This is a genomic window from Variovorax sp. GW821-FHT09D07 (assembly GCF_059416345.1).
The window spans coordinates 125584-146026 of record NZ_JBWKOY010000010.1 but is presented as its reverse complement, the minus strand read 5'-3'; the positions used below and the strand labels follow the sequence as shown (position 1 = coordinate 146026).

General features: G+C 67.2%; 19 protein-coding genes. 1 reads left to right on the top strand and 18 read right to left on the bottom strand.

Annotation, left to right across the window (positions count from 1 at the left end; all coding sequences use genetic code 11):
* Nucleotides 1-15 precede the first annotated feature (15 nt).
* Genes hisB through AC07OX_RS27480 form a run of 10 tightly spaced genes read right to left on the bottom strand, consistent with a single transcriptional unit; the run spans nt 16 to nt 8262 of the window.
* Nucleotides 16-633: an imidazoleglycerol-phosphate dehydratase HisB gene (gene hisB / locus AC07OX_RS27525; RefSeq protein WP_062471688.1), complete on the bottom strand. Its 618-nt coding sequence runs from the start codon at nt 631-633 to the stop codon at nt 16-18.
* Nucleotides 630-1733, bottom strand: a complete 1104-nt coding sequence (gene hisC / locus AC07OX_RS27520) for a histidinol-phosphate transaminase (protein WP_495262616.1) — start codon at nt 1731-1733, stop codon at nt 630-632. Before hisC ends, hisB begins: the two co-directional genes overlap by 4 nt.
* The gene (locus tag AC07OX_RS27515; protein ID WP_492734067.1) at nt 1730-2110 is read right to left on the bottom strand and encodes a hypothetical protein; all 381 of its coding nucleotides are present in this window, start codon (nt 2108-2110) and stop codon (nt 1730-1732) included. The genes hisC and AC07OX_RS27515 overlap by 4 nt, the downstream gene beginning before the upstream one ends.
* Before the next feature lie 12 nt (nt 2111-2122).
* Nucleotides 2123-2950: a hypothetical protein gene (locus AC07OX_RS27510; RefSeq protein ID WP_495262617.1), complete on the bottom strand. Its 828-nt coding sequence runs from the start codon at nt 2948-2950 to the stop codon at nt 2123-2125.
* A 37-nt stretch (nt 2951-2987) separates the two neighbouring features.
* On the bottom strand, nt 2988-4310 hold the full coding sequence (hisD, locus tag AC07OX_RS27505; protein ID WP_495262618.1) for a histidinol dehydrogenase: 1323 nt from the start codon (nt 4308-4310) through the stop codon (nt 2988-2990).
* Between the two features lie 11 nt (nt 4311-4321).
* Complete coding sequence (gene hisG / locus AC07OX_RS27500) at nt 4322-4963, bottom strand: ATP phosphoribosyltransferase (RefSeq protein ID WP_095949879.1); 642 nt, start codon at nt 4961-4963, stop codon at nt 4322-4324.
* Nucleotides 4960-6249 carry a UDP-N-acetylglucosamine 1-carboxyvinyltransferase gene (gene murA / locus AC07OX_RS27495; RefSeq protein WP_062471705.1) on the bottom strand — a complete coding sequence of 430 codons (1290 nt, stop codon included), beginning with the start codon at nt 6247-6249 and terminating at the stop codon, nt 4960-4962. Before murA ends, hisG begins: the two co-directional genes overlap by 4 nt.
* A 42-nt stretch (nt 6250-6291) precedes the next feature.
* Nucleotides 6292-6534 carry a BolA family protein gene (locus tag AC07OX_RS27490; protein WP_062471708.1) on the bottom strand — a complete coding sequence of 81 codons (243 nt, stop codon included), beginning with the start codon at nt 6532-6534 and terminating at the stop codon, nt 6292-6294.
* 19 nt (nt 6535-6553) lie between these two features.
* Entirely contained in the window at nt 6554-7318 is a 765-nt protein-coding gene (locus AC07OX_RS27485) for an ABC transporter permease (protein WP_070059933.1), read from the bottom strand.
* Nucleotides 7315-8262 carry an ABC transporter ATP-binding protein gene (locus AC07OX_RS27480; RefSeq protein ID WP_070059934.1) on the bottom strand — a complete coding sequence of 316 codons (948 nt, stop codon included), beginning with the start codon at nt 8260-8262 and terminating at the stop codon, nt 7315-7317. The genes AC07OX_RS27485 and AC07OX_RS27480 overlap by 4 nt, the downstream gene beginning before the upstream one ends.
* A 152-nt stretch (nt 8263-8414) precedes the next feature.
* Between AC07OX_RS27480 and AC07OX_RS27475 the strand changes: the two genes are divergently transcribed.
* The gene (locus AC07OX_RS27475) at nt 8415-10025 is read left to right on the top strand and encodes a serine hydrolase domain-containing protein (RefSeq protein ID WP_495262619.1); all 1611 of its coding nucleotides are present in this window, start codon (nt 8415-8417) and stop codon (nt 10023-10025) included.
* Nucleotides 10026-10029: 4 nt separating this feature from the next.
* Here the strand turns inward: AC07OX_RS27475 and AC07OX_RS27470 are convergent, their stop codons facing one another.
* From AC07OX_RS27470 to AC07OX_RS27435, 8 genes are all read right to left on the bottom strand, one after another.
* Nucleotides 10030-10305 carry an STAS domain-containing protein gene (locus AC07OX_RS27470; RefSeq protein WP_119554261.1) on the bottom strand — a complete coding sequence of 92 codons (276 nt, stop codon included), beginning with the start codon at nt 10303-10305 and terminating at the stop codon, nt 10030-10032.
* A 12-nt stretch (nt 10306-10317) separates the two neighbouring features.
* Nucleotides 10318-10980: an MlaC/ttg2D family ABC transporter substrate-binding protein gene (locus AC07OX_RS27465; RefSeq protein WP_070059936.1), complete on the bottom strand. Its 663-nt coding sequence runs from the start codon at nt 10978-10980 to the stop codon at nt 10318-10320.
* Between the two features lie 166 nt (nt 10981-11146).
* Nucleotides 11147-11896: an MlaA family lipoprotein gene (locus AC07OX_RS27460; RefSeq protein ID WP_070059937.1), complete on the bottom strand. Its 750-nt coding sequence runs from the start codon at nt 11894-11896 to the stop codon at nt 11147-11149.
* Nucleotides 11893-12381 (bottom strand): outer membrane lipid asymmetry maintenance protein MlaD, encoded by a 489-nt coding sequence (gene mlaD, locus AC07OX_RS27455; protein WP_062471729.1) that lies wholly within the window; start codon nt 12379-12381, stop codon nt 11893-11895. Before mlaD ends, AC07OX_RS27460 begins: the two co-directional genes overlap by 4 nt.
* 37 nt (nt 12382-12418) lie before the next feature.
* A complete protein-coding gene (gene mlaE, locus AC07OX_RS27450) occupies nt 12419-13201 on the bottom strand; it encodes a lipid asymmetry maintenance ABC transporter permease subunit MlaE (RefSeq protein WP_062471733.1) in 783 nt (260 codons plus the stop codon).
* Complete coding sequence (locus tag AC07OX_RS27445; RefSeq protein WP_070059938.1) at nt 13198-14061, bottom strand: ABC transporter ATP-binding protein; 864 nt, start codon at nt 14059-14061, stop codon at nt 13198-13200. Before AC07OX_RS27445 ends, mlaE begins: the two co-directional genes overlap by 4 nt.
* A 66-nt stretch (nt 14062-14127) precedes the next feature.
* A complete protein-coding gene (locus tag AC07OX_RS27440; protein WP_495262620.1) occupies nt 14128-15606 on the bottom strand; it encodes a glutamate synthase subunit beta in 1479 nt (492 codons plus the stop codon).
* Between the two features lie 35 nt (nt 15607-15641).
* Entirely contained in the window at nt 15642-20387 is a 4746-nt protein-coding gene (locus tag AC07OX_RS27435; RefSeq protein WP_495262621.1) for a glutamate synthase-related protein, read from the bottom strand.
* Between the last annotated feature and the right edge of the window lie 56 nt (nt 20388-20443).

The following is a 20443-nucleotide window of genomic DNA, read 5'->3' as shown; positions in this document are numbered from 1 at the left end:
GTTCGCCGGGGAGTTTCAGAGCGAACCTTTGGTCGAGGGAATGACGCCGACGGAGCGCGGATCGAGCTCCAGCGCGCCGCGCATGGCGCGCGCGAAGGCCTTGAACACCGTTTCGCACTGGTGGTGCGCGTTCACGCCCTTCAGGTTGTCGATGTGCAGCGTGACGAAGGCGTGGTTCACGAAGCCCTGGAAGAACTCGTAGGTGAGCTGGCTGTCGAAGGTGCCGATCATCCCGCTGGTGAAGGGCACGTGCATCACGAGGCCCGGACGGCCCGAGAAGTCGATGACGACGCGGCTCAGCGCCTCGTCGAGCGGCACGTAGGCATGGCCGTAGCGTCGGATGCCCTTCTTGTCGCCGATGGCCTTGGCCACGGCCTGGCCGAGCGTGATGCCCACGTCTTCCACGGTGTGGTGGCCGTCGATGTGCAGGTCGCCCTCGCAGTCGATGTCCAGATCGATCAGCCCGTGGCGGGCGATCTGGTCGAGCATGTGATCGAAAAAGCCGATGCCCGTGGAGAGCTTGGCCTTGCCGGTGCCGTCGAGGTTGACGCTGACCGTGATCTTCGTCTCGGCGGTGTGGCGGGTGACCGTCGCGATGCGATCGGTGCTGCCCGGGGTCGTGGGGGTGGTCATAGTGAGGCTTCGAGCGCCGCCAGCATCTGCGCGTTCTCGTCGGCCGTTCCGACGGTGAGGCGCAGGCAGTTGGCGAGCAGTTCATGCATTTTAGAAACGTTCTTCACCAGCACCCCGCGGGCCTTCATGCCCTCGAAGGTACGGGTGGCATCGGGCACGCGCAGCAGGATCATGTTGGCGTCGCTGGGCCAGGTCTTCACGCCCGGCAGCCGGGCCAGCGCGGCCATGAGCTGGTCGCGCCCTTCGCGGATCTGGCGCGCCTGGGCCTCGAACACCGCCGCGTGCTCCAGCGCGAACAGCGCGGCCTCGCAGTTGAGCACGCTGATGTTGTAGGGCGGGCGCACCTTGTCGATCTCGGCGACCAGCGCGGCGGGGCCCATGAGGTAGCCCAGGCGGATGCCGGCCAGGCCGAACTTGCTCAGGGTGCGCATCAGCAGCACGTGGCGGTGGTTCGCGAGCCGGTCGATGTAGCTGCGGGCGGCAAAGGGCTGGTAGGCCTCGTCGATCACCACCAGGCCGCCCTGCGCGCCCTGGGCCTGCACGATCTTCTCGATGACGGCGTCGTCCCAGAGGTTGGCGGTCGGGTTGTTCGGGTAGGCGAGGTAGACGATGGCCGGCTTCTCGCGCGCGATGGCGGCCAGCATGGCGGCTTCGTCGAGTTCGAAATCGGCCGTCAGCGGCACGCCGACGAAGCGCAGGCCCTGCAGCTGGGCGCTCATCGCGTACATGACGAAGCCGGGCACGGGCGCCAGCACCGCGGCGCCGGGCTGGTCGCAGGCGATGCCCAGCAGCGAGATCAGTTCGTCCGAGCCGTTGCCCAGCATCAGCCCGAAGCCTTCGGGCAGGCCTGCGTGCGCGGCCAGCGCGCGCTGCAGGTCGGCGCCGCGGTCGCCGGGGTAGCGGTTGAGCGCCAGCGCGCCCAGGCGCGCGCCCAGTTCGGCCTGCAGCGCGGGCGGCAGGCCGTAGGGGTTCTCCATCGCGTCGAGCTTGAGGAAGCCGCGCGCGTCCTGCACCGCGTAGGCGTGCATGGCGCGCACGTCGGCGCGGATGCGGTCGAGCGGCAGACGGTTGTCGGAGGCGGAGGAATCGGAAACGGTCATCGGGTGCAGCGGTAGCTGTTGCGGAGGGCGCCGGCCATGACCAGTTGCACGGGCATGTCGGCTTCGTAGCTGTCGGCGTTGCGGCTCAACTCGGTCTGGTAGAGCGAACGGGCCATCGAGGGTTCGAGGCGGCGGCCCTCGATGCAGAACGGCGGCACCTGGCCGTTGCGCTGCGACGACTCGACGCCCTCGCGCAGGCCTTCGAGCACGCCGACGAGGTAGTAGCTGGCGTAGGCCTTGCCGTCTTTCTCGCCGGCTTCGAGGGTGCGCAGCTCGCGGATGCTCATGGCCTGCGCGCCGGCGCCGATCGCACCGGCCGCCAGGGCGAGCAGCAGCGCCGGCAGGCGCGGCAACAGCAGGACGGCGGCGCGTTGCATGGCCTCGCTGGCTTACTTGCGGTAGCGCGGCGGCGGCGCATACGCGCCGTCGGCCGGGAAGGCGCTGGGCTGCGACGGCGAGGCGTCGCGACGGGTGCGGCGCGGGGCGTTCGGCTCTTCGAGCTCGAACAGCGCGGCGCCGATCACGCCGATGTTGCGCACGTCGCCAGCCTCGGTGTTCGCGGCATAGGCACGGCCCGGCGTGGCGAAACGGAAGGCGGCCACTTCGCTCTGGCTCTTGCGGAAGCCTTCGATGTTGAGCGTCTGCTGCGGGCGCAGCACGTAGCCGCCGTTGCGCAGGCTGCCAGGCTTGCCATTGAGCACGTCCAGGCCGTCGACGGTGGCGATCACCTCGTAGCTGCGGTCGCTGAGGTTGCGAAAGCGCAGCGTGTAGCGCGCGCCTTCGACGCCGGCGAGGCGGAACATGTCGTTGCCGCTTCGACGTGCGCGCTGCAACGGCAGCGGGCGGTCGTTCTCGTCGAGCACCGACCATTCGATGTCGCCCTGGGCCAGCTGCAGGTTCAGCCGGCGCTCGGGGTTGCTGCCCGTATCGCGGCGCACGCTGGCCGCGTCGTTGTAGCCGATCGAGGCCACGTCGTCGGGCTGGTCGGACAGGCGCTTGGCGGCGACGGTGCGGGTCTTCGACTCGATGCCCTCGCCCCATTGCGTGCCGAGCTGGGCCGGCGCCGGTGCGGGCTTTGCAGCACTGGACGTGGCCGCCATCGCCGTCGTTTCGGCGCGGTTCTGCGGCATCTGGGTGCAGGCGGCCAGCAAGGCGGCACCTGCAACGAGGCCGGTGGCGAAGCGGAAAAATCGCGAACGATAGAGGCGTTGAATCATCTGGCGTGCTCCTCCCTGAAGCGGGGTTGTTGGAGCCTCAGATCTTACGCAGGCGCATGCGCGCGGCTTCGGCGTGCGCCTGCAGGCCCTCGCCTTCGGCCAGCGTGACGGCGATCGGGCCCAGCACCTGCGCGCCGGCCTCGCTCACCTCGATGAGGCTGGAGCGCTTCTGGAAGTCGTACACGCCCAGCGGGCTCGAGAAGCGCGCGGTGCCGCTGGTCGGCAGCACGTGGTTCGGGCCGGCGCAGTAATCGCCCAGGCTCTCGCTGGTGAAGTTGCCCAGGAAGATCGCGCCGGCGTGGCGCAGCAGCGGCTCCCAGCGGTGCGGTTCGCTGCTGCTGACTTCCAGGTGTTCGGGGGCGATGCGGTTGCTGATCTCGCAAGCCTCTTCCATGCTCTTCGTGTGGATCAGCGCGCCGCGGCCGTTGAGCGAGGCGGCGATGATCTCGGCGCGCGGCATGGTGGGCAGCAGGCGGTCGATCTCGGCTTGCACGCGGTCGATGTAGGCGACGTCGGGGCACAGCAGGATGCTTTGCGCCAACTCGTCGTGCTCGGCCTGGCTGAACAGGTCCATGGCCACCCAGTCGGGCGGCGTGGAGCCGTCGGCCAGCACCAGGATTTCGCTCGGGCCCGCGATCATGTCGATGCCCACGGTGCCGAAGACGCGGCGCTTGGCGGCGGCCACGTAGGCGTTGCCGGGGCCGGTGATCTTGTCGCAGGCCGGGATGGTGGCCGTGCCGTAGGCCAGCGCGGCCACGGCCTGCGCACCGCCGACGGTGAAGCCGCGCGTCACGCCGGCCACGTAGGCGGCGGCGAGCACGAGCTGGTTCTTCTCGCCCTTCGGCGTGGGCACGACCATGATGATCTCGCCCACACCCGCGACGTGCGCGGGAATGGCGTTCATCAGCACGCTCGACGGGTAGGCGGCCTTGCCGCCCGGCACGTAGATGCCGACGCGGTCCAGCGGCGTGACCTTCTGGCCGAGCAGCGTGCCGTCGGCGTCGCGGTAGCTCCAGCTTTCGCCGGAGGCCTTCTTCTGCGCCTCGTGGTAGCTGCGCACGCGGCGCGCGGCGGCTTCGAGCGCGTCGCGCTGCGCGGCGGGGAGGCCCTCGAACGCGGCCTTCAGCTCGGCCTGCGTGAGTTCGAGCTCGGGCAGCGTCTTGGCGTCGAGCTTGTCGAAGCGGTTGGTGTACTCCAGCACCGCCTCGTCGCCGCGCTTTTGCACGTCGGCCAGGATGTCGGCCACCACCTTCTCGATCGCCGCGTCCGCGTCCGCGGACCAATGCAGCCGCGCCTTGAATTCAGCGTCGAAGCTGGCTGAGTTCGTGGACAGTCGGGCGGGGGCTGCTTGCAGAGTCATGGGTTTGAGGTTCAGGCGGAGGGAATGGCGGACGCGAAGGCGTCGATGATGCGGCGGATGGGTTCGCGCTTGAGCTTGAGCGCGGCCTGGTTGACGACCAGCCGGGCGCTGATGTCCATGATGCGCTCCACCTCGACGAGGTGGTTGGCCTTGAGGGTGTTGCCGGTCGAGACCAGGTCGACGATGGCGTCGGCCAGGCCCGTGAGCGGCGCCAGCTCCATGCTGCCGTAGAGCTTGATCAGGTCGACGTGCACGCCCTTGCTGGCGAAGAAGTCGCGCGCCAGGCCCACGTACTTGGTGGCCACGCGCAGGCGCGAGCCCTGCTTCACGGCCGAGGCGTAGTCGTAGTCGGCGCGCACGGCCACGCTGAGGCGGCAGGCCGCGATGCGCAGGTCCAGCGGTTGGTACAGGCCCTGGTTGCCGTGCTCGAGCAGCACGTCCAGGCCGGTCACGCCCAGGTCGGCGCCGCCGTACTGCACGTAGGTGGGCACGTCGGAGGCACGCACCAGCACCACGCGCACGTCGGGGCGGGTGGTTTCAAGAATCAGCTTGCGCGATTTCTCGGGGTCTTCGGTGACCTCGATGCCGGCGGCGGCCAGCAGGGGCATCGTCTCTTCGAAGATGCGGCCTTTGGAAAGAGCCAGGGTGATCATGCGGCGGCTCCCGTCACGCGTTCAATGTCGGCACCAAGGCCGCGCAGTTTCGATTCCATGCGGTCGTAGCCCCGGTCGAGGTGGTAGATGCGGTCGACCAGCGTCTCGCCCTCGGCCACGAGGCCGGCGATGACGAGGCTGGCGGAGGCGCGCAGGTCGGTGGCCATCACGGTGGCGCCCGAGAGCTGTTGCACGCCCTCGACCATCGCGACCTTGCCCTCGACGTGGATGCGCGCGCCCAGGCGCACCATCTCGTTCACGTGCATGAAGCGGTTCTCGAAGATGGTCTCGGTGACCATCGAGGCGCCGCGCGCGATCACGTTCAGGGCCATGAACTGGGCCTGCATGTCGGTGGGGAAGCCGGGGTATTCGGTGGTACTGAAGCTCTGCGCCTTCAGGTGGTCGTACGCGGGGCCCTGCGAGCCGATGCGGATGCCGTCGGGCTCTGTCACGACAGTGCAGCCGGCGTCGCGCAGCTTGTCGATCACGGCGTCGAGGTGGTCGCCGCGCGCATGGCGCAGGAAGGCCTCGCCGCCCGTGGCCGCCACGGCGCACAGGAAGGTGCCGGCCTCGATGCGGTCGGCCACCACGGCGTGCTCGCAGCCGTGCAGCTTCTCGACGCCCTGGATGCGGATGTGGCTGGTGCCGTGGCCTTCGATCTTCGCGCCCATGCGGATCAGCATTTCGGCCAGGTCGACGATCTCGGGCTCCTGCGCGGCGTTCTCGAGCAGCGTCTCGCCCTCGGCCAGCGCGGCGGCCATGAGGAAGTTCTCGGTGCCGGTGACGGTGACCATGTCGGTCAGGATGCGCGCGCCCTTCAGCCGCGTGCGCCCTTCGGGCAGGCGCGCGACCATGTAGCCGTGCTCGACCACGATCTCGGCGCCCATCGCCTGCAGGCCCTTGATGTGCTGGTCGACCGGCCGCGAGCCGATGGCGCAGCCCCCGGGCAGCGACACCTTGGCGTGGCCGAAGCGCGCCAGCAGCGGGCCCAGCGCCAGCACCGAGGCGCGCATGGTTTTCACCAGTTCGTAGGGGGCCTCGGGATTGCCGAGCTCACCGGCGTTCAGGCGCACGGTGCCGTTGTCGTCGGCCTCGGCCGTCACGCCCATGTTGCGCACCAGCTTGAGCATGGTCGACACGTCCTGCAGGCGCGGCACGTTGTGCAGCACCACGGGCTGGTCGGTCAGCAGCGCCGCGCACAGCTCGGGCAGCGCGGCGTTCTTGGCGCCGGAAATGAGCACTTCGCCGCGAAGCTCACGCCCGCCGCGAATCAGAAGTTTGTCCATGAAGGATCCAGCGAAATCAGGAGGCCCGCAGGGGCCGGAAAGTCATTTGTCCACGGCGGCCCATTCGGCCGGCGTATAGGTCTTCATCGAGAGCGCATGCACCTCGTCGGTGTGCATTTTCGCACCGAGGGTGGCGTAGACCCGCTGGTGGCGCTGGATGGCGCGCTTGCCCTCGAATTCGGCCGAGACGATGGTCGCGTACCAATGTCGGCCGTCGCCCTCGAGCGTGATGTGCTCGCACGGCAGATGGGCAGCGATGATGGCTTGGAGTTCGTCAGCGGTCATGGGGTCTTGGAAGTCGCGGTCAGCCGCGGATTTTGTAGCCGATGCGCAGCAGGTGGACAGCGATGGCGCTCACCACCAGCCAGGCGGAACCGACGATGCCGAAGCTCAGCCAGGGCGAAGCGTCGCTCACCCCGAAGAAGCCGTAGCGGAAGCCGTCGATCATGTAGAAGAAGGGGTTCAGATGGCTCACGCTCTGCCAGAACGGCGGCAGCGAGCCGATCGAATAGAACACGCCCGACAGGAAGGTCATGGGCATGATCAGGAAGTTCTGGAACACGGCCATCTGGTCGAACTTCTCGGCCCAGAGCCCGGCGATGAGGCCGAGCGTGCCCAACATGGCCGAGCCCAGCAGCGCGAACACCAGGATCCACACCGGCGCCACGAAGCTCGGCACGGCGAAGAAGACGGTCACGGCGAACACGCCCACGCCCACCGCCAGCCCGCGGATCACCGAGGAGCCCACGTAGGCGAAGAACCAGCCCCAGTGCGACAGCGGCGTGAGCAGCACGAACACGAGGTTGCCCATGATCTTGCTCTGGATGATCGAGGACGAGCTGTTCGCGAACGCGTTCTGCAGCACGCTCATCATCACGAGGCCGGGAATCAGGAAAGCGGTGTAGCCCACGGTGCCGTAGACCGTCACGCGGCCTTCGAGCACATGGCCGAACACCATGAGGTACAGCAGCGCGGTGAGCACCGGCGCACCGACGGTCTGGAAGCCGACCTTCCAGAAGCGCAGCGTTTCCTTGTACAGAAGCGCGCGCCACCCCGTGACGGCCATCATCGCGACACCTCCAGCGGCGTCTGCTCGCCCGCCATCAGGTCGATGAACACGTCTTCCAGGTCGGCCTTGCGCATTTCCACGTCTTCCACCGCGACGCCGGCTTCGCGGATCGCGGCCAGCAGTTGTTCGACTTCATGCGCGTTCTGCGCCGGCAGCTGCACGATGCGCCCGGTGATGCGCGCGTGCTGGGCGATGGCCCAGGGCAGCATGGCGTCGGTCTTGAAGCGCAGCACGTTGCTCGCGGCCGACTTCAGCAGCTCGCTGGTGCGGTCCAGGGCGATCACCTTGCCGAGCTTGAGCATCGCGATGCGGCTGCACAGCGCCTCGGCCTCTTCGAGGTAGTGGGTGGTGAGCAGCACGGTGCTGCCCTGCTTGTTGAGCTTGGCGACGAACTGCCAGAGCGTCTGGCGCAATTCGACGTCGACACCGGCCGTGGGCTCGTCGAGCACGATGACCGGCGGCTTGTGCACCAGCGCCTGCGCCACCAGCACGCGGCGCTTCATGCCGCCCGAGAGCTGGCGCATGTTGGCCGTGGCCTTGTCGGCCAGGCCCAGGCTCTGCAGCAGCTCGTCGATCCAGGCCTCGTTGTTCTTGATGCCGAAGTAGCCCGACTGGATGCGCAGCGACTCGCGCACGTTGAAGAAGGGGTCGAACACCAGCTCCTGCGGCACGATGCCGAGCTGGCGCCGGGCTTCGGCGTAGTCGCGCTGCACGTCGAAGCCGTGCACGCTGATCGCGCCCGCCGTGGGCCGCGACAGGCCCGCCAGCATGCTGATCAGGGTGGTCTTGCCCGCGCCGTTGGGGCCGAGCAGGCCGAAGAACTCGCCCGGCTCGATCTGGAAGGAAACCTCGTCGACCGCACGCAGCCCCTGCTTGCCTTGGGCGCGTTGCTGACGGGAGGGAGGGTAGGTCTTGGAGACCGACTGGAATGAGATCGCGGGCATGGGAGCCCGCGATTTTACGGGCGATGGGTTTTTCGGCGCTGCTCAGGGGTGAACGCGGGGAGCCGGCCGCGCTAGGCATCGGCCCGGAGTTCACCCACAATCCCGCCGGTGCCGATTCTGCGCACCGCAACCGCCCATCGCGAGGAACGCCAATGAAGTGTTTGACCCGCAGCCCCCTCCCAACCGTTGCCGCCCTGCTCCTGGCGATGGTGCTGACTGCTTGCGGGGGCGGAGGTGGTGGTGGCGGCGGAGGTGGCGGCATCGCCCTTGTCGGCGGCGGCGCAGGCGCTGGCGCAGGGGGCGGCACCGCCCAACCTTGCACTTCATCTGCCGGTTCGGCCCAGCTGCCAGCCCGCGATGCACTCATTGCGCGCGCCAAGTGCCTGGAGCTGGACACGCCCTACGTGCCACCACCCGGCGATGTGCTGGAGCACAACACGTCCGGCTATGCCAAGGCCATGTGCTCGGCGGTCTTCATCACCGGACTCGATCCTGCAGTCGCCGCCGAAACCATCGGGTATTTCACGGGGCCGTACGAACAGCGCAAGAAGGTGGGTGCGCCGGTGGTCGACCGCACCAAGAAGGAGGTCCGCATCACGATGCCCAACGGCGGCCCGACGCTGGTGGCCCGCCACTTCGGATCGCAGGGTTGCATCACGCTGCCGCCCGGCAAGGACGACGTTTTCTTCACACCCGTCAATGTCAAGAGCGCGCTGGCCGACCCCACGACCGTGCCCTGGCCCATGGGCGATGTGCTGCCGAACGACCCGCCGCCCGCCGACGTCGACATGGCCAAGGTGAACCAGGCCATCGGCGCCGCCTTCGAAACCACGGAGGCCTACACCGCGGCCTTCGTGGTCACGCACAAGGGGCGGCTCATCGGCGAGCGCTACATGAGCGGCATCAACGCGACCACGCCGCTCGAGTCATGGTCGATGGGCAAGAGCGTCGTGGCCACGATGATGGGCGTGCTGATCAAGCAGGGCGTGTACAAGCTCGACCAGCCCGCGCCGATTCCTGAATGGCAAGGTGCCGGCGACGGCCGCCAGCAGATCCGCATTGCCGACATCCTGCGCATGTCCAGCGGGCTGCGCATCAAGGCCCCGGACGATCCGGACTTTGACCCCAACGGCACCTACCCCGATCACATCTACTACTACACGGGCCGGATCAACGCATTCAACTACGCCGCGACCCGACCGCAGCAATGGCCGCCCAACACGGTGGGCCGCTACCGCAACACCGATCCGGTGCTTGCCAACTACCTGGTCCGCCTTGCGGTCGAGAAGCGCGGCGAGGAGTACCTCTCGTTCCCGCAGCGCGCCATCTTCGACAAGATCGGCATCCGCTCCATGGTGATCGAGACCGATCCCTACGGCAACTTCCTCACGCAAGGCTACGACTTCATGTCGGCCCGCGATTGGGCCCGGCTGGCCAATCTCTACCTGCAGGACGGCGTGTGGAACGGGGAGCGCATTCTCCCCGAGGGGTTCGTCAATTTCGTGAGCACGGCCGCACCGGCCTGGGCCGCAGACCAGCGCCCCATCTACGGGGGATTCTTCTGGATCAATGGAACGGGGGCACTGGCGGCGCCGACGACGGCCTACTACATGCTCGGCGCAGGGGGCCAGTTCGTGCTCGTGATTCCGTCGCACGATCTCGTCGTCGTGCGCATCGGCCACTCCAAGGGGGAGCGATTCGCGACCTCGACCCTGAACAAGGCGCTCTCGCTGCTGACCGCAGCGGTGCCACGCACGCGCTAGGGGGTCAGGGCGCAGCGGGCAAAAGGCCCGCGATGCCGTACAGCGCGGCCAGTTCGCGCAGGCGCGGCGACAGGCCCTTGACCGAAAACCCCCGGCCCAGCGCGCTGGATTCGCGCCGGCACTCGAGCAGCACCGCCAGCGCGGAGGAATCGAACTGGGCCAGTGCCGTGGCGTCGACCACGGTGGAGGTCGAGTCGGTCTGGCCCTTGAGCCCCTGCTGCAGCATGCGCATGCAGGCAGGAGCCTCGTCGTGGGTGAGTCGGGAGGGAAGGACCAGCATGGCGTGCGCCCGTCAGCCCTTGCCGTTGCCCTTGTTGCGCGCGGCCAGCGCGGCAATCAGGCCATCGATGCCGCTCTTGTTGATTTCCTGCGCGAACTGGGTGCGGTAGGTGTCGACCAGCCACACGCCCAGCACATTCAGGTTGTAGACCTTCCAGCCGGCGCCCTGCCCCGGCGTCTTTTCGAGGCGGTAGTCCAGCTGCACCGGGTCGCCGCGACCCTTGACCTCGGTGCGCACGAGCACGTCGGTGTCGGTGGGGGCGCCGCGGAACGGGCGGATGGTGACGGTCTGGTCGCTCACCTGGTCGAGCGCGCCGGCGTAGGTGCGCACGAGCAGGGTCTTGAACTCGTCCTGCAGGCGCTTTTGCTGCTCGGGCGTGGCCTGGCGCCAGGCCGGGCCGACGGCCGAGGCGGTCATGCGCTGGAAGTTGACGTTGGGCATGATCTTGCTGTCGACCAGCAGCATGATCTTGTTGATGTCACCGGCCTTGATCGACGAATCGGCCTTGATGGTCTCGAGCACGTCGGTCGACAGGCGCTTGACGAGCGCGTCGGGGGCTTCGTCGGCCGCGAATGCGCTCTGATGCACGAAGGCGGTGGCAGCGCCGAACAGCAGCGCGCCGGCCAATGCCAGGCGGCCCATGTCGCGTCGTTGCAGCAAGATCTTGTTGTTCATGGTGAGTCCCTCAGGTTGAATTGTCTTCCCTGCACGGTGCAGCCAATGGCTCCGTGCTGAGACAGGAACGGTTTCGACAGGCGCCAGGCCGACCGGGTTCCTGAAGCGGAGGTGAAGCCTTGCAACCGGATGCAAGCAGGACCACCCCGTCCGCCCCCTTTTGCCGTCACTTGCCGGCGTTGTCGTCGTCCGGCGGGTTGCCGTCGTAAACCTGGTTGCGGCGGCGCTGCAGGAACGCATCGCGCGTGAACGAGTACTTGTCGAGCGCAGCTTCGTCGAGCAGGCGGGTGGCCCCCAGGTAGCGCGAGCGGGTGTCCACGACACGCAGGCCCGCCAGCGAATTGCGCCAGGCGATGTCGTGGATATGGCCCTGCGCGTCGCCGTACATGTCGAGCGGCCGGGCGATCGTGTCGCGCAGCGTGGAAGGGCCGAGCAGCGGCAGCACGACGTACGGACCGGCGCCCACGCCCCAGTAGCCCAGCGTCTGGCCGAAGTCTTCCTCGTGGCGCGGCAGGCGCGCCTCGGAGGCGACGTCGAGCAGGCCGCCCAGGCCGAAGAAGGTGTTGACGTTCAGCCGCATGAAGGTCTCGGCGCTGTTCTGCAGCTTGAGCTGGGCCACGTTGTTGGCCAGACTCCAGATGTCACCGAGGTTGCTGAAGAAGTTGGTCACGCCCTGGCGCACCAGCGAGGGCACCACGTTCTGGTAGGCGGTGGCCACGGGCTCCAGCACGGCCTCGTCGACGGTGTCGTTGAAGCGCGTCATGCCGCGGTTGTACGGCTCGAAAGGGTCGGTCGGGCTCGCGCCGGATCCGGTGGCGCATCCGGCCACGAGGGCGAAACCGACGGTGGCGGTGGCCCAACGGGCGGAGCTAGCTACACTTTTAATAGCAGTCGACGAAAAAAGTCGTGTGGTCATTTCTTGTTGGCTGTTCCCGGCGCCGTATTCCCCTCGGCGGCCTTGCTGTACAGGAACTGGCTGATCAGGTTCTCCAGCACCACGGCCGATTGGGTCGCGGTGATGGTGTCGCCGGCTTGCAGGTTCTTTTCCTCGGCGCCCGCCTCGATGCCGATGTACTGCTCGCCGAGCAGGCCACTGGTCAGGATCTTGAGCGAGCTGTCCTTGGGAAAACTGTAACGGTTTTGCAGCGCCAGCGTCACATCGGCCTGAAAGGCCTTGTCGTTGAACGCGATGGATTCCACACGACCGACCACCACGCCAGCGCTCTTGACCGCGGTCTGGGGCTTGAGCCCGCCGATGTTGTCGAAACGCGCGGTGACCGTGTAGGTCTTCTGGAAGTTCAGGCTCAGCAGGTTGGCCGACTGCAGCGCCAGGAACAGCAAGGCGGCGCCGCCGATCAGCACGAACAGGCCGACCCAGATGTCGTTGGTGGAACGTTGCATGGTTTGCACTCTCTAGAACGATGGAGCCAGGGGCCCTTTAGATACTGAACATCATGGCGGTGAGCAGGAAATCGAGCCCCAAGACCGCCAGCGACGCCATCACCACGGTGCGCGTGGTCGCGCGCGACACGCCCTCGGGCGTCGGCTGGGCCTCGAAGCCCTGCAGCAACGCGACGAAGGTCACGGTGAAACCGAACACGATGCTCTTGATGACGCCGTTGCCGACGTCGCGCCAGACATCAACGCCGCCTTGCATCTGGCCCCAGAACGCGCCCGGGTCGACGCCCAGCATGAGCACGCCCACGACATAGCCGCCCATGATGCCGACCGCGCTGAACACGGCCGCCAGCAGCGGCATGGTGATGACGCCGGCCCAGAAGCGCGGCGCGAGGATGCGCTGCACCGGGTCGACCGCCATCATTTCCATGGCGCTCAACTGCTCGTTGGCTTTCATGAGGCCGATCTCGGCCGTCAGCGAGGTGCCGGCCCGGCCGGTGAACAGCAGGGCCGCCACCACGGGACCGAGTTCGCGCACGAGGCTCAGCGCGACCAGCAGGCCGAGCGCTTCGGACGAGCCGTAGCGCTGCAGTGCGTAGTACATCTGCAGCCCGAGCACGAAGCCCACGAACAGACCCGACACGCCGATGATGGCGAGCGAGTAGTTGCCCAGGAAATGGATCTGGTCACGCACCAGCCCGAAGCGCCGCATGATCTGCGCGCCCGGACCGAGCAGGCGCAGGAACAGCTTGGCCGCATGGCCCATGTCGGCCAGTTGGCTGCGCACGGCAAAGCCGACGTCGGCGGGCTTCCACCAGGTCATGAGCGCCCTCCTTCGCCATTGCCGAAGTCGTCTTCGATGCTGACGCCCGGGTAATGGAAGCGCACCGGCCCGTCAGGCAGTGCATTGACGAACTGGTGCACCAGCGGATCGACGCTCTCGCGCACCTCGTCGGGCCGACCCTGCGCGGCGATGCCGCCGTTGGCCAGGATGATCACGTGGTCCGCGATGCGGAAGGTTTCCTCGAGGTCGTGCGACACGATGATGCTGGTGAGGCCGAGCGCATCGTTGAGCTGGCGGATCAGCCGCGCGGCCGTGCCCAGCGAGATCGGGTCGAGCCCCGCGAAGGGTTCGTCGTACATCACGAGGTCGGGGTCGAGCGCGATCGCGCGCGCCAGCGCCACGCGCCGCGCCATGCCGCCCGACACCTCGCTGGGCATCAGGTCGCGTGCGCCGCGCAGGCCGACGGCATCCAGCTTCATGAGCACGATGTCGCGCACCAGCGCTTCCGACAGCTGCGTGTGCTCGCGCAACGGAAAGGCCACGTTGTCGAACACACTGATGTCGGTGAACAGCGCACCGAACTGGAACAGCATGCCCATGCGGCGCCGCGCCGCATACAGCGTCGCGACATCGAAGTGGCCGACATCCTTCCCGTCGAACAGCACCTCGCCGCGTTGGGCGCGCTGCTGACCGCCGATGAGGCGCAGCACGGTGGTCTTGCCGCCACCCGATGCCCCCATCAACGCCGTCACCTTGCCGCGCGGCACGGAAAACGACACGCCGTCGAGGATCGCGCGCGCGCCGTAGCCGAACGTGACATCGCGGAATTCGACGAAGGAGGAAGACGTGGGTGTGGCTGGGTCCATCTCAATAAAAAAGCCGGGCGCCTTCTCAGGCATCCCGGCATGCGGTTTCCGCGGATGATAACGGGGCCGCGAACGGCGCCGCTTCAAATGAAACAAAAATCAGCGCGGTAAGTCGCTGAATCCCATCAAAAATTCGTCGACCGAACGCGCCGCTTGACGGCCCTCGCGAATTGCCCACACCACCAGCGATTGGCCGCGGCGAATGTCACCTGCGGCGAACACCTTGGGCACATTGGTGGCATAGCCGCCGATGAAGTCGACCGTGGCACGCGCGTTGCCGCGGGCGTCCTTCTCGACACCGAAGGCGTCGAGCACGGTGGCCACGGGGCTGATGAAGCCCATCGCCAGCAGCACCAGGTCGGCCTTGAGGATCTGCTCGCTGCCGGGCACTTCCTGCATCTTGCCGTCCTTCCACTCGACGCGCACGGTCTTCAGGCCGGTGACCTTGCCCTTCTCGCCGATGAACTCCTTGGTCGAGATGGCGAACTCGCGCTCGCAGCCTTCTTCGTGGCTGGAGCTGGTGCGCAGCTTGATCGGCCAGTAGGGCCAGGTCAGCGGGCGGTTCTCTTCTTCCGGCGGTTGCGGCATCAGTTCGAACTGCGTGACGCTCACGGCGCCGTGGCGGTTGCTGGTGCCCACGCAGTCGGAGCCGGTGTCGCCGCCGCCGATGACGATGACGTGCTTGCCTTCGGCGCGCAGCTGGCCCTTGACCTTGTCGCCTGCGTTGACGCGGTTCTGCTGCGGCAGGAACTCCATCGCGAAGTGGATGCCGTCGAGATCGCGGCCGGGCACCGGCAGGTCGCGCGACTGCTCGGCGCCGCCGGTGAGCACCACGGCGTCGAAGTCTTTCTGCAGCTGCTCGGGCGTGACGGTTTCCTTGGCCAGGTTGGTCACCTTGGAGCCCTTGCCCAGCGGGTCTTTCGCAGCACCGACCATCACGCCGGTGCGGAAGGTCACGCCTTCGGCCTTCATCTGCTCGACGCGGCGGTCGATGTGCGACTTCTCCATCTTGAAGTCGGGAATGCCGTAGCGCAGCAGGCCACCGACACGGTCGTTCTTCTCGAACAACATGACGTCGTGGCCGGCGCGCGCCAGTTGCTGCGCGGCGGCCATGCCGGCCGGGCCGGAGCCCACCACGGCGACCTTCTTGCCGGTCTTGTGCTTGGCGACGCGCGGCGCCACCCAGCCTTCGTCCCAGGCGCGGTCGATGATCGCGTGTTCCAGCGACTTGATGCCGACCGCGTCGTCGTTCACGTTGAGCACGCAGGCGGCCTCGCAGGGCGCGGGGCAGATGCGGCCGGTGAACTCGGGGAAGTTGTTGGTCGAGTCGAGCACCGCGAAGGCGTTCTGCCAGTCGTCGCGGTACACGAGGTCGTTGAAGTCCGGAATGATGTTGTTGACCGGGCAGCCGCTGTTGCAGAACGGCGTGCCGCAGTCCATGCAGCGTGCGCCCTGCACCTTGGCCTGGTCGGTGTTCAGGCCGACGACGAATTCCTTGTAGTGCTTGACGCGCTCTTCGACAGGCTTGTAGCCCTCTTCGATGCGCTCATGCTCCATGAAGCCGGTGATTTTTCCCATCGTGCTTTCCTCTGTTCTTCGTATCTGTGGCGCGCTCAGACGGCGGCCGTGGCGGGCGCGGCCAGTGCGTGCGGCTCGAGGCCGACGTGGGCGTTGTTGCCGCTGCTGGCCAGCTCGACCTGGCGGTCGTGCAGTTCGGCCAGCGCGCGCTTGTACTCGTTCGGGAACACCTTGACGAACTTGGTGCGCGACTCGGCCCAGTTGTCGAGCAGCTCGCGCGCGCGCTTGCTGCCGGTCCAGCGGTGGTGCTCTTCGAGCAGCTTCTTGAGCTGCGCTTCGTCGGTCTCGCCGCCGTGCCAGATCTTGCGATGCACGCTGGCGGTCTGCTCGGCTGAGGTGAGCACCTTGTCGAGCGACACCATCGAGAGGTTGCAGCGCGAGGCGAACTGGCCGTCTTCGTCGTAGACGAAGGCGACACCGCCGCTCATGCCGGCCGCGAAGTTGCGGCCCGTCTTGCCGAGCACGGCCACCGTGCCGCCGGTCATGTACTCGCAGCCGTGGTCGCCGGTGCCTTCGATGACCGCCGTGGCGCCCGACAGGCGCACCGCGAAGCGTTCGCCGGCCACGCCGCACAGGTAGGCCTCGCCGGTGGTCGCGCCGTACAGCGCGGTGTTGCCGACGATGGTGTTGCGCACGGCTTCGCCACGGAAGTCCAGGCTGGGGCGCACCACCACGCGGCCGCCCGAGAGGCCCTTGCCGGTGTAGTCGTTGGCGTCGCCGATCAGGTACAGCGTGATGCCGCGTGCCAGGAAGGCGCCGAACGACTGGCCGCCCGTGCCTTCGAGCTGGATGCGGATCGAGTCGTCGGGCAGGCCCTGCGGATGCACCTTGGTCAGCGCGCCCGAGAGCATCGCGCCCACCGAGCGGTTGACGTTGCGCGCCACTTCGATGAACTGCACCTTCTCGCCCTTGTCGATGGCGGGACGCGACTTCTCGATGAGCTTCACGTCCAGGGCGCGCTCGAGGCCGTGGTCCTGGTTCTCGACATGGAAACGCGGCACGTCGGCCGGCACGATCGGCAGCGCGAACAGGCGGCTGAAGTCCAGGCCCGAGGCCTTCCAGTGCTCGATGCCCTTGCGCATGTCGAGCAGGTCGGCGCGGCCGATCAGGTCGTCGAACTTGCGGATGCCCAGCTGGGCCATGATCTGGCGCACTTCTTCGGCAACGAAGAAGAAGTAGTTGACGACGTGCTCGGGCTTGCCCGAGAACTTCTTGCGCAGCACCGGGTCTTGCGTGGCCACGCCCACCGGGCAGGTGTTCAGGTGGCACTTGCGCATCATGATGCAGCCCTCGACCACCAGCGGCGCGGTGGCGAAGCCGAACTCGTCGGCGCCCAGCAGCGCGCCGATGGCGACGTCGCGGCCGGTCTTCATCTGGCCGTCGGCCTGCACGCGGATGCGGCTGCGCAGGCGGTTGAGCACCAGCGTCTGCTGCGTTTCGGCCAGGCCGATTTCCCACGGGCTGCCGGCATGCTTGATCGACGACCAGGGCGAAGCGCCCGTGCCGCCGTCATGGCCGGCGATCACGACGTGGTCGCTCTTGCACTTGGCCACGCCCGCGGCGATGGTGCCGACGCCGATCTCGCTCACCAGCTTCACGCTGATGCTGGCGTGCGGCGCGGTGTTCTTCAGGTCGTGGATCAGCTGGGCCAGGTCTTCGATCGAGTAGATGTCGTGGTGCGGCGGCGGCGAGATGAGGCCCACGCCCGGCACGGCATAGCGCTGCTTGCCGATGTACTCGGTGACCTTGCCGCCGGGCAGCTGACCGCCCTCGCCCGGCTTGGCACCTTGCGCCATCTTGATCTGGATCTGGTCGGCCGAGTGCAGGTACTCGGCGGTGACACCGAAGCGGCCCGAAGCCACCTGCTTGATGCGCGAACGCAGCGAGTCGCCGTCGTTGAGCGGCAGGTCGACCTCAACGTTGGCCGCGCCGATCACGCTCTTGAGCGTGTCGCCTTGCTTGATCGGGATGCCCTTCAGTTCGTTGCGGTAACGCGCCGGGTCTTCACCGCCTTCGCCCGTGTTGCTCTTGCCGCCGATGCGGTTCATGGCAATGGCGAGCGTGGCGTGCGCCTCGGTGCTGATCGAGCCGAGCGACATCGCGCCGGTGGCGAAACGCTTGACGATTTCGGCGGCGGCTTCGACCTCGTCGACCGGAATGGCCTTGGCCGGATCGATCTTGAACTCGAACAGGCCGCGCAGCGTGAGGTGGCGGCGGTTCTGGTCGTTGATGAGCTGGGCGTATTCCTTGTACGTGTTCCAGTTGTTGGAGCGCGTGCTGTGCTGCAGCTTGGCGATGGCGTCGGGCGTCCACATGTGCTCTTCGCCGCGGGTGCGCCAGGCGTATTCGCCGCCGGCGTCCAGCATGTGGGCGAGCACGGGGTCGTCGCCGAAGGCGGCCTTGTGCATGCGGATGGCTTCTTCGGCGATCTCGAAGACGCCGATGCCTTCCACGCGGCTGGCGGTGCCGGTGAAGTACTTGTTCACCGTCTCGGTGTTCAGGCCGATGGCTTCGAACAGCTGGGCGCCGCAGTAGCTCATGTAGGTGCTGACACCCATCTTCGACATGATCTTCGACAGGCCCTTGCCGATGGCCTTGACGTAGTTGTAGACCGCCTTGTCGGCGCTCAGGTCGCCCGGCAGGTCGGCGTGCATGGCCGCCAGCGTTTCCATCGCGAGGTACGGGTGCACGGCTTCGGCGCCGTAGCCGGCGAGCACGCCGAAGTGATGCACTTCGCGCGCCGAACCGGTCTCGACCACGAGGCCGGCGGTGGTGCGCAAACCTTCGCGCACGAGGTACTGGTGCACGGCCGAGAGGGCCAGCACCGCGGGGATCGCGACTTGCGTCGGGCCCACGCCGCGGTCGCTCACGATCAGGATGTTGTGGCCGCCCTTGATGGCATCGACCGCTTCGGCGCACAGCGAGGCCAGCTTGGCTTCGACGCCTTCATCGCCCCAGCCCAACGGGTAGGTGATGTCCAGCACGTAGCTCTTGAACTTGCCTTGCGTGTAGCGGCCGATGTCGCGCAGCTTCGCCATGTCGGCGAAGTCGAGAATGGGCTGGCTCACTTCGAGCCGCATCGGCGGGTTGACCTGGTTGATGTCCAGCAGGTTCGGCTTGGGGCCGATGAAGGACACCAGCGACATCACGATCGCTTCGCGGATCGGGTCGATCGGCGGGTTCGTGACCTGCGCGAACAGCTGCTTGAAGTAGTTGTACAGCGGCTTGTTCTTGCTGGAGAGCACGGCCAGCGGGCTGTCGTTGCCCATGGAGCCGATGCCCTCTTCGCCGGCCTGCGCCATCGGGCTCATCAGGAACTTGATGTCTTCCTGGGTGTAGCCGAAGGCCTGCTGACGGTCGAGCAGCGCGACCTGGCTCACGGGGATCGCGGCCGGCTCGGCCTTGACGCTGTCGAGCTTGATGCGCAGGTTCTCGATCCACTGCTTGTAGGGCTTGCTGTTGGCGAGGGTGGCCTTGACCTCCTCGTCGTCGATCATGCGGCCCTGCTCCAGGTCGATCAGGAACATCTTGCCGGGCTGCAGGCGCCACTTGCGCACGATCTTCTGCTCGGGCACGGGCAGCACGCCCGACTCGGAGGCCATGATGACCAGGTCGTCGTCGGTCACGCAGTAGCGCGAGGGGCGCAGGCCGTTGCGGTCGAGCGTGGCGCCGATCTGGCGGCCGTCGGTGAAGACGATGGAGGCCGGGCCGTCCCACGGCTCGAGCATGGCGGCGTGGTACTCATAGAACGCGCGGCGGCGCGTGTCCATGGTGGCGTGCTGTTCCCAGGGTTCGGGAATCATCATCATCACGGCCTGGCTGATGGGGTAGCCGGCCATCGTCAGCAGCTCGAGGCAGTTGTCGAAGGTGGCGGTGTCGGACTGGCCGGCGAAGCTGATCGGGTAGAGCTTCTGCAGGTCGGCGCCGAGCACGGGCGACGACATCACGCCTTCGCGCGCCTTCATCCAGTTGTAGTTGCCCTTGACCGTGTTGATTTCGCCGTTGTGGGCGACATAGCGGTACGGGTGGGCCAGCGGCCACTCGGGGAAGGTGTTGGTCGAGAAGCGCTGGTGCACCAGGCCCAGGGCCGAGACGCAACGCTTGTCCTGCAGGTCGAGGTAGTAGGTGCCCACCTGGTCAGCCAACAGCAGGCCCTTGTAGACCACGGTGCGACTGGACATGCTCGGAACGTAGTATTCCTTGCTGTGCTTGAGCTTCAGGCGCTGGATGTTGGCGCTGGCGGTCTTGCGGATCACGTACAGCTTGCGCTCCAGCGCGTCCTGCACGATCACGTCGTTGCCGCGGCCGATGAAGATCTGGCGCAGCAGCGGTTCCTTTTCGCGCACGGTGGGCGACATGGGCATGTCACGGTTGACCGGCACGTCGCGCCAGCCCAGCAGCACCTGGCCTTCGGCCTTGATGGCGCGTTCCATCTCTTGTTCGCAGGCTTCGCGCGAGGCGTGTTCCTTCGGCAGGAAGATCATGCCGACGCCGTATTCGCCGGGCGGGGGCAGCGTGACGCCCTGCTTGGCCATTTCTTCGCGGTACAGCAGGTCGGGCAGCTGGATCAGGATGCCCGCGCCGTCGCCCATCAGCTTGTCGGCACCGACGGCGCCGCGGTGGTCGAGGTTCTCGAGGATCTTCAGGCCCTGCAGCACGATGGCGTGGCTCTTCTCGCCCTTGATGTGCGCGACGAAGCCGACGCCGCAGGCGTCGTGCTCATCGGCACCGGAATACAGACCGTGTTCTTGGAGGTGTTGAATCTCGGCAGCCGTCGTCATGGCGCGCTCCTTCAGTTTTCGCAGGGAAAGGGAGCATATTGCGATGCACAAAGAAT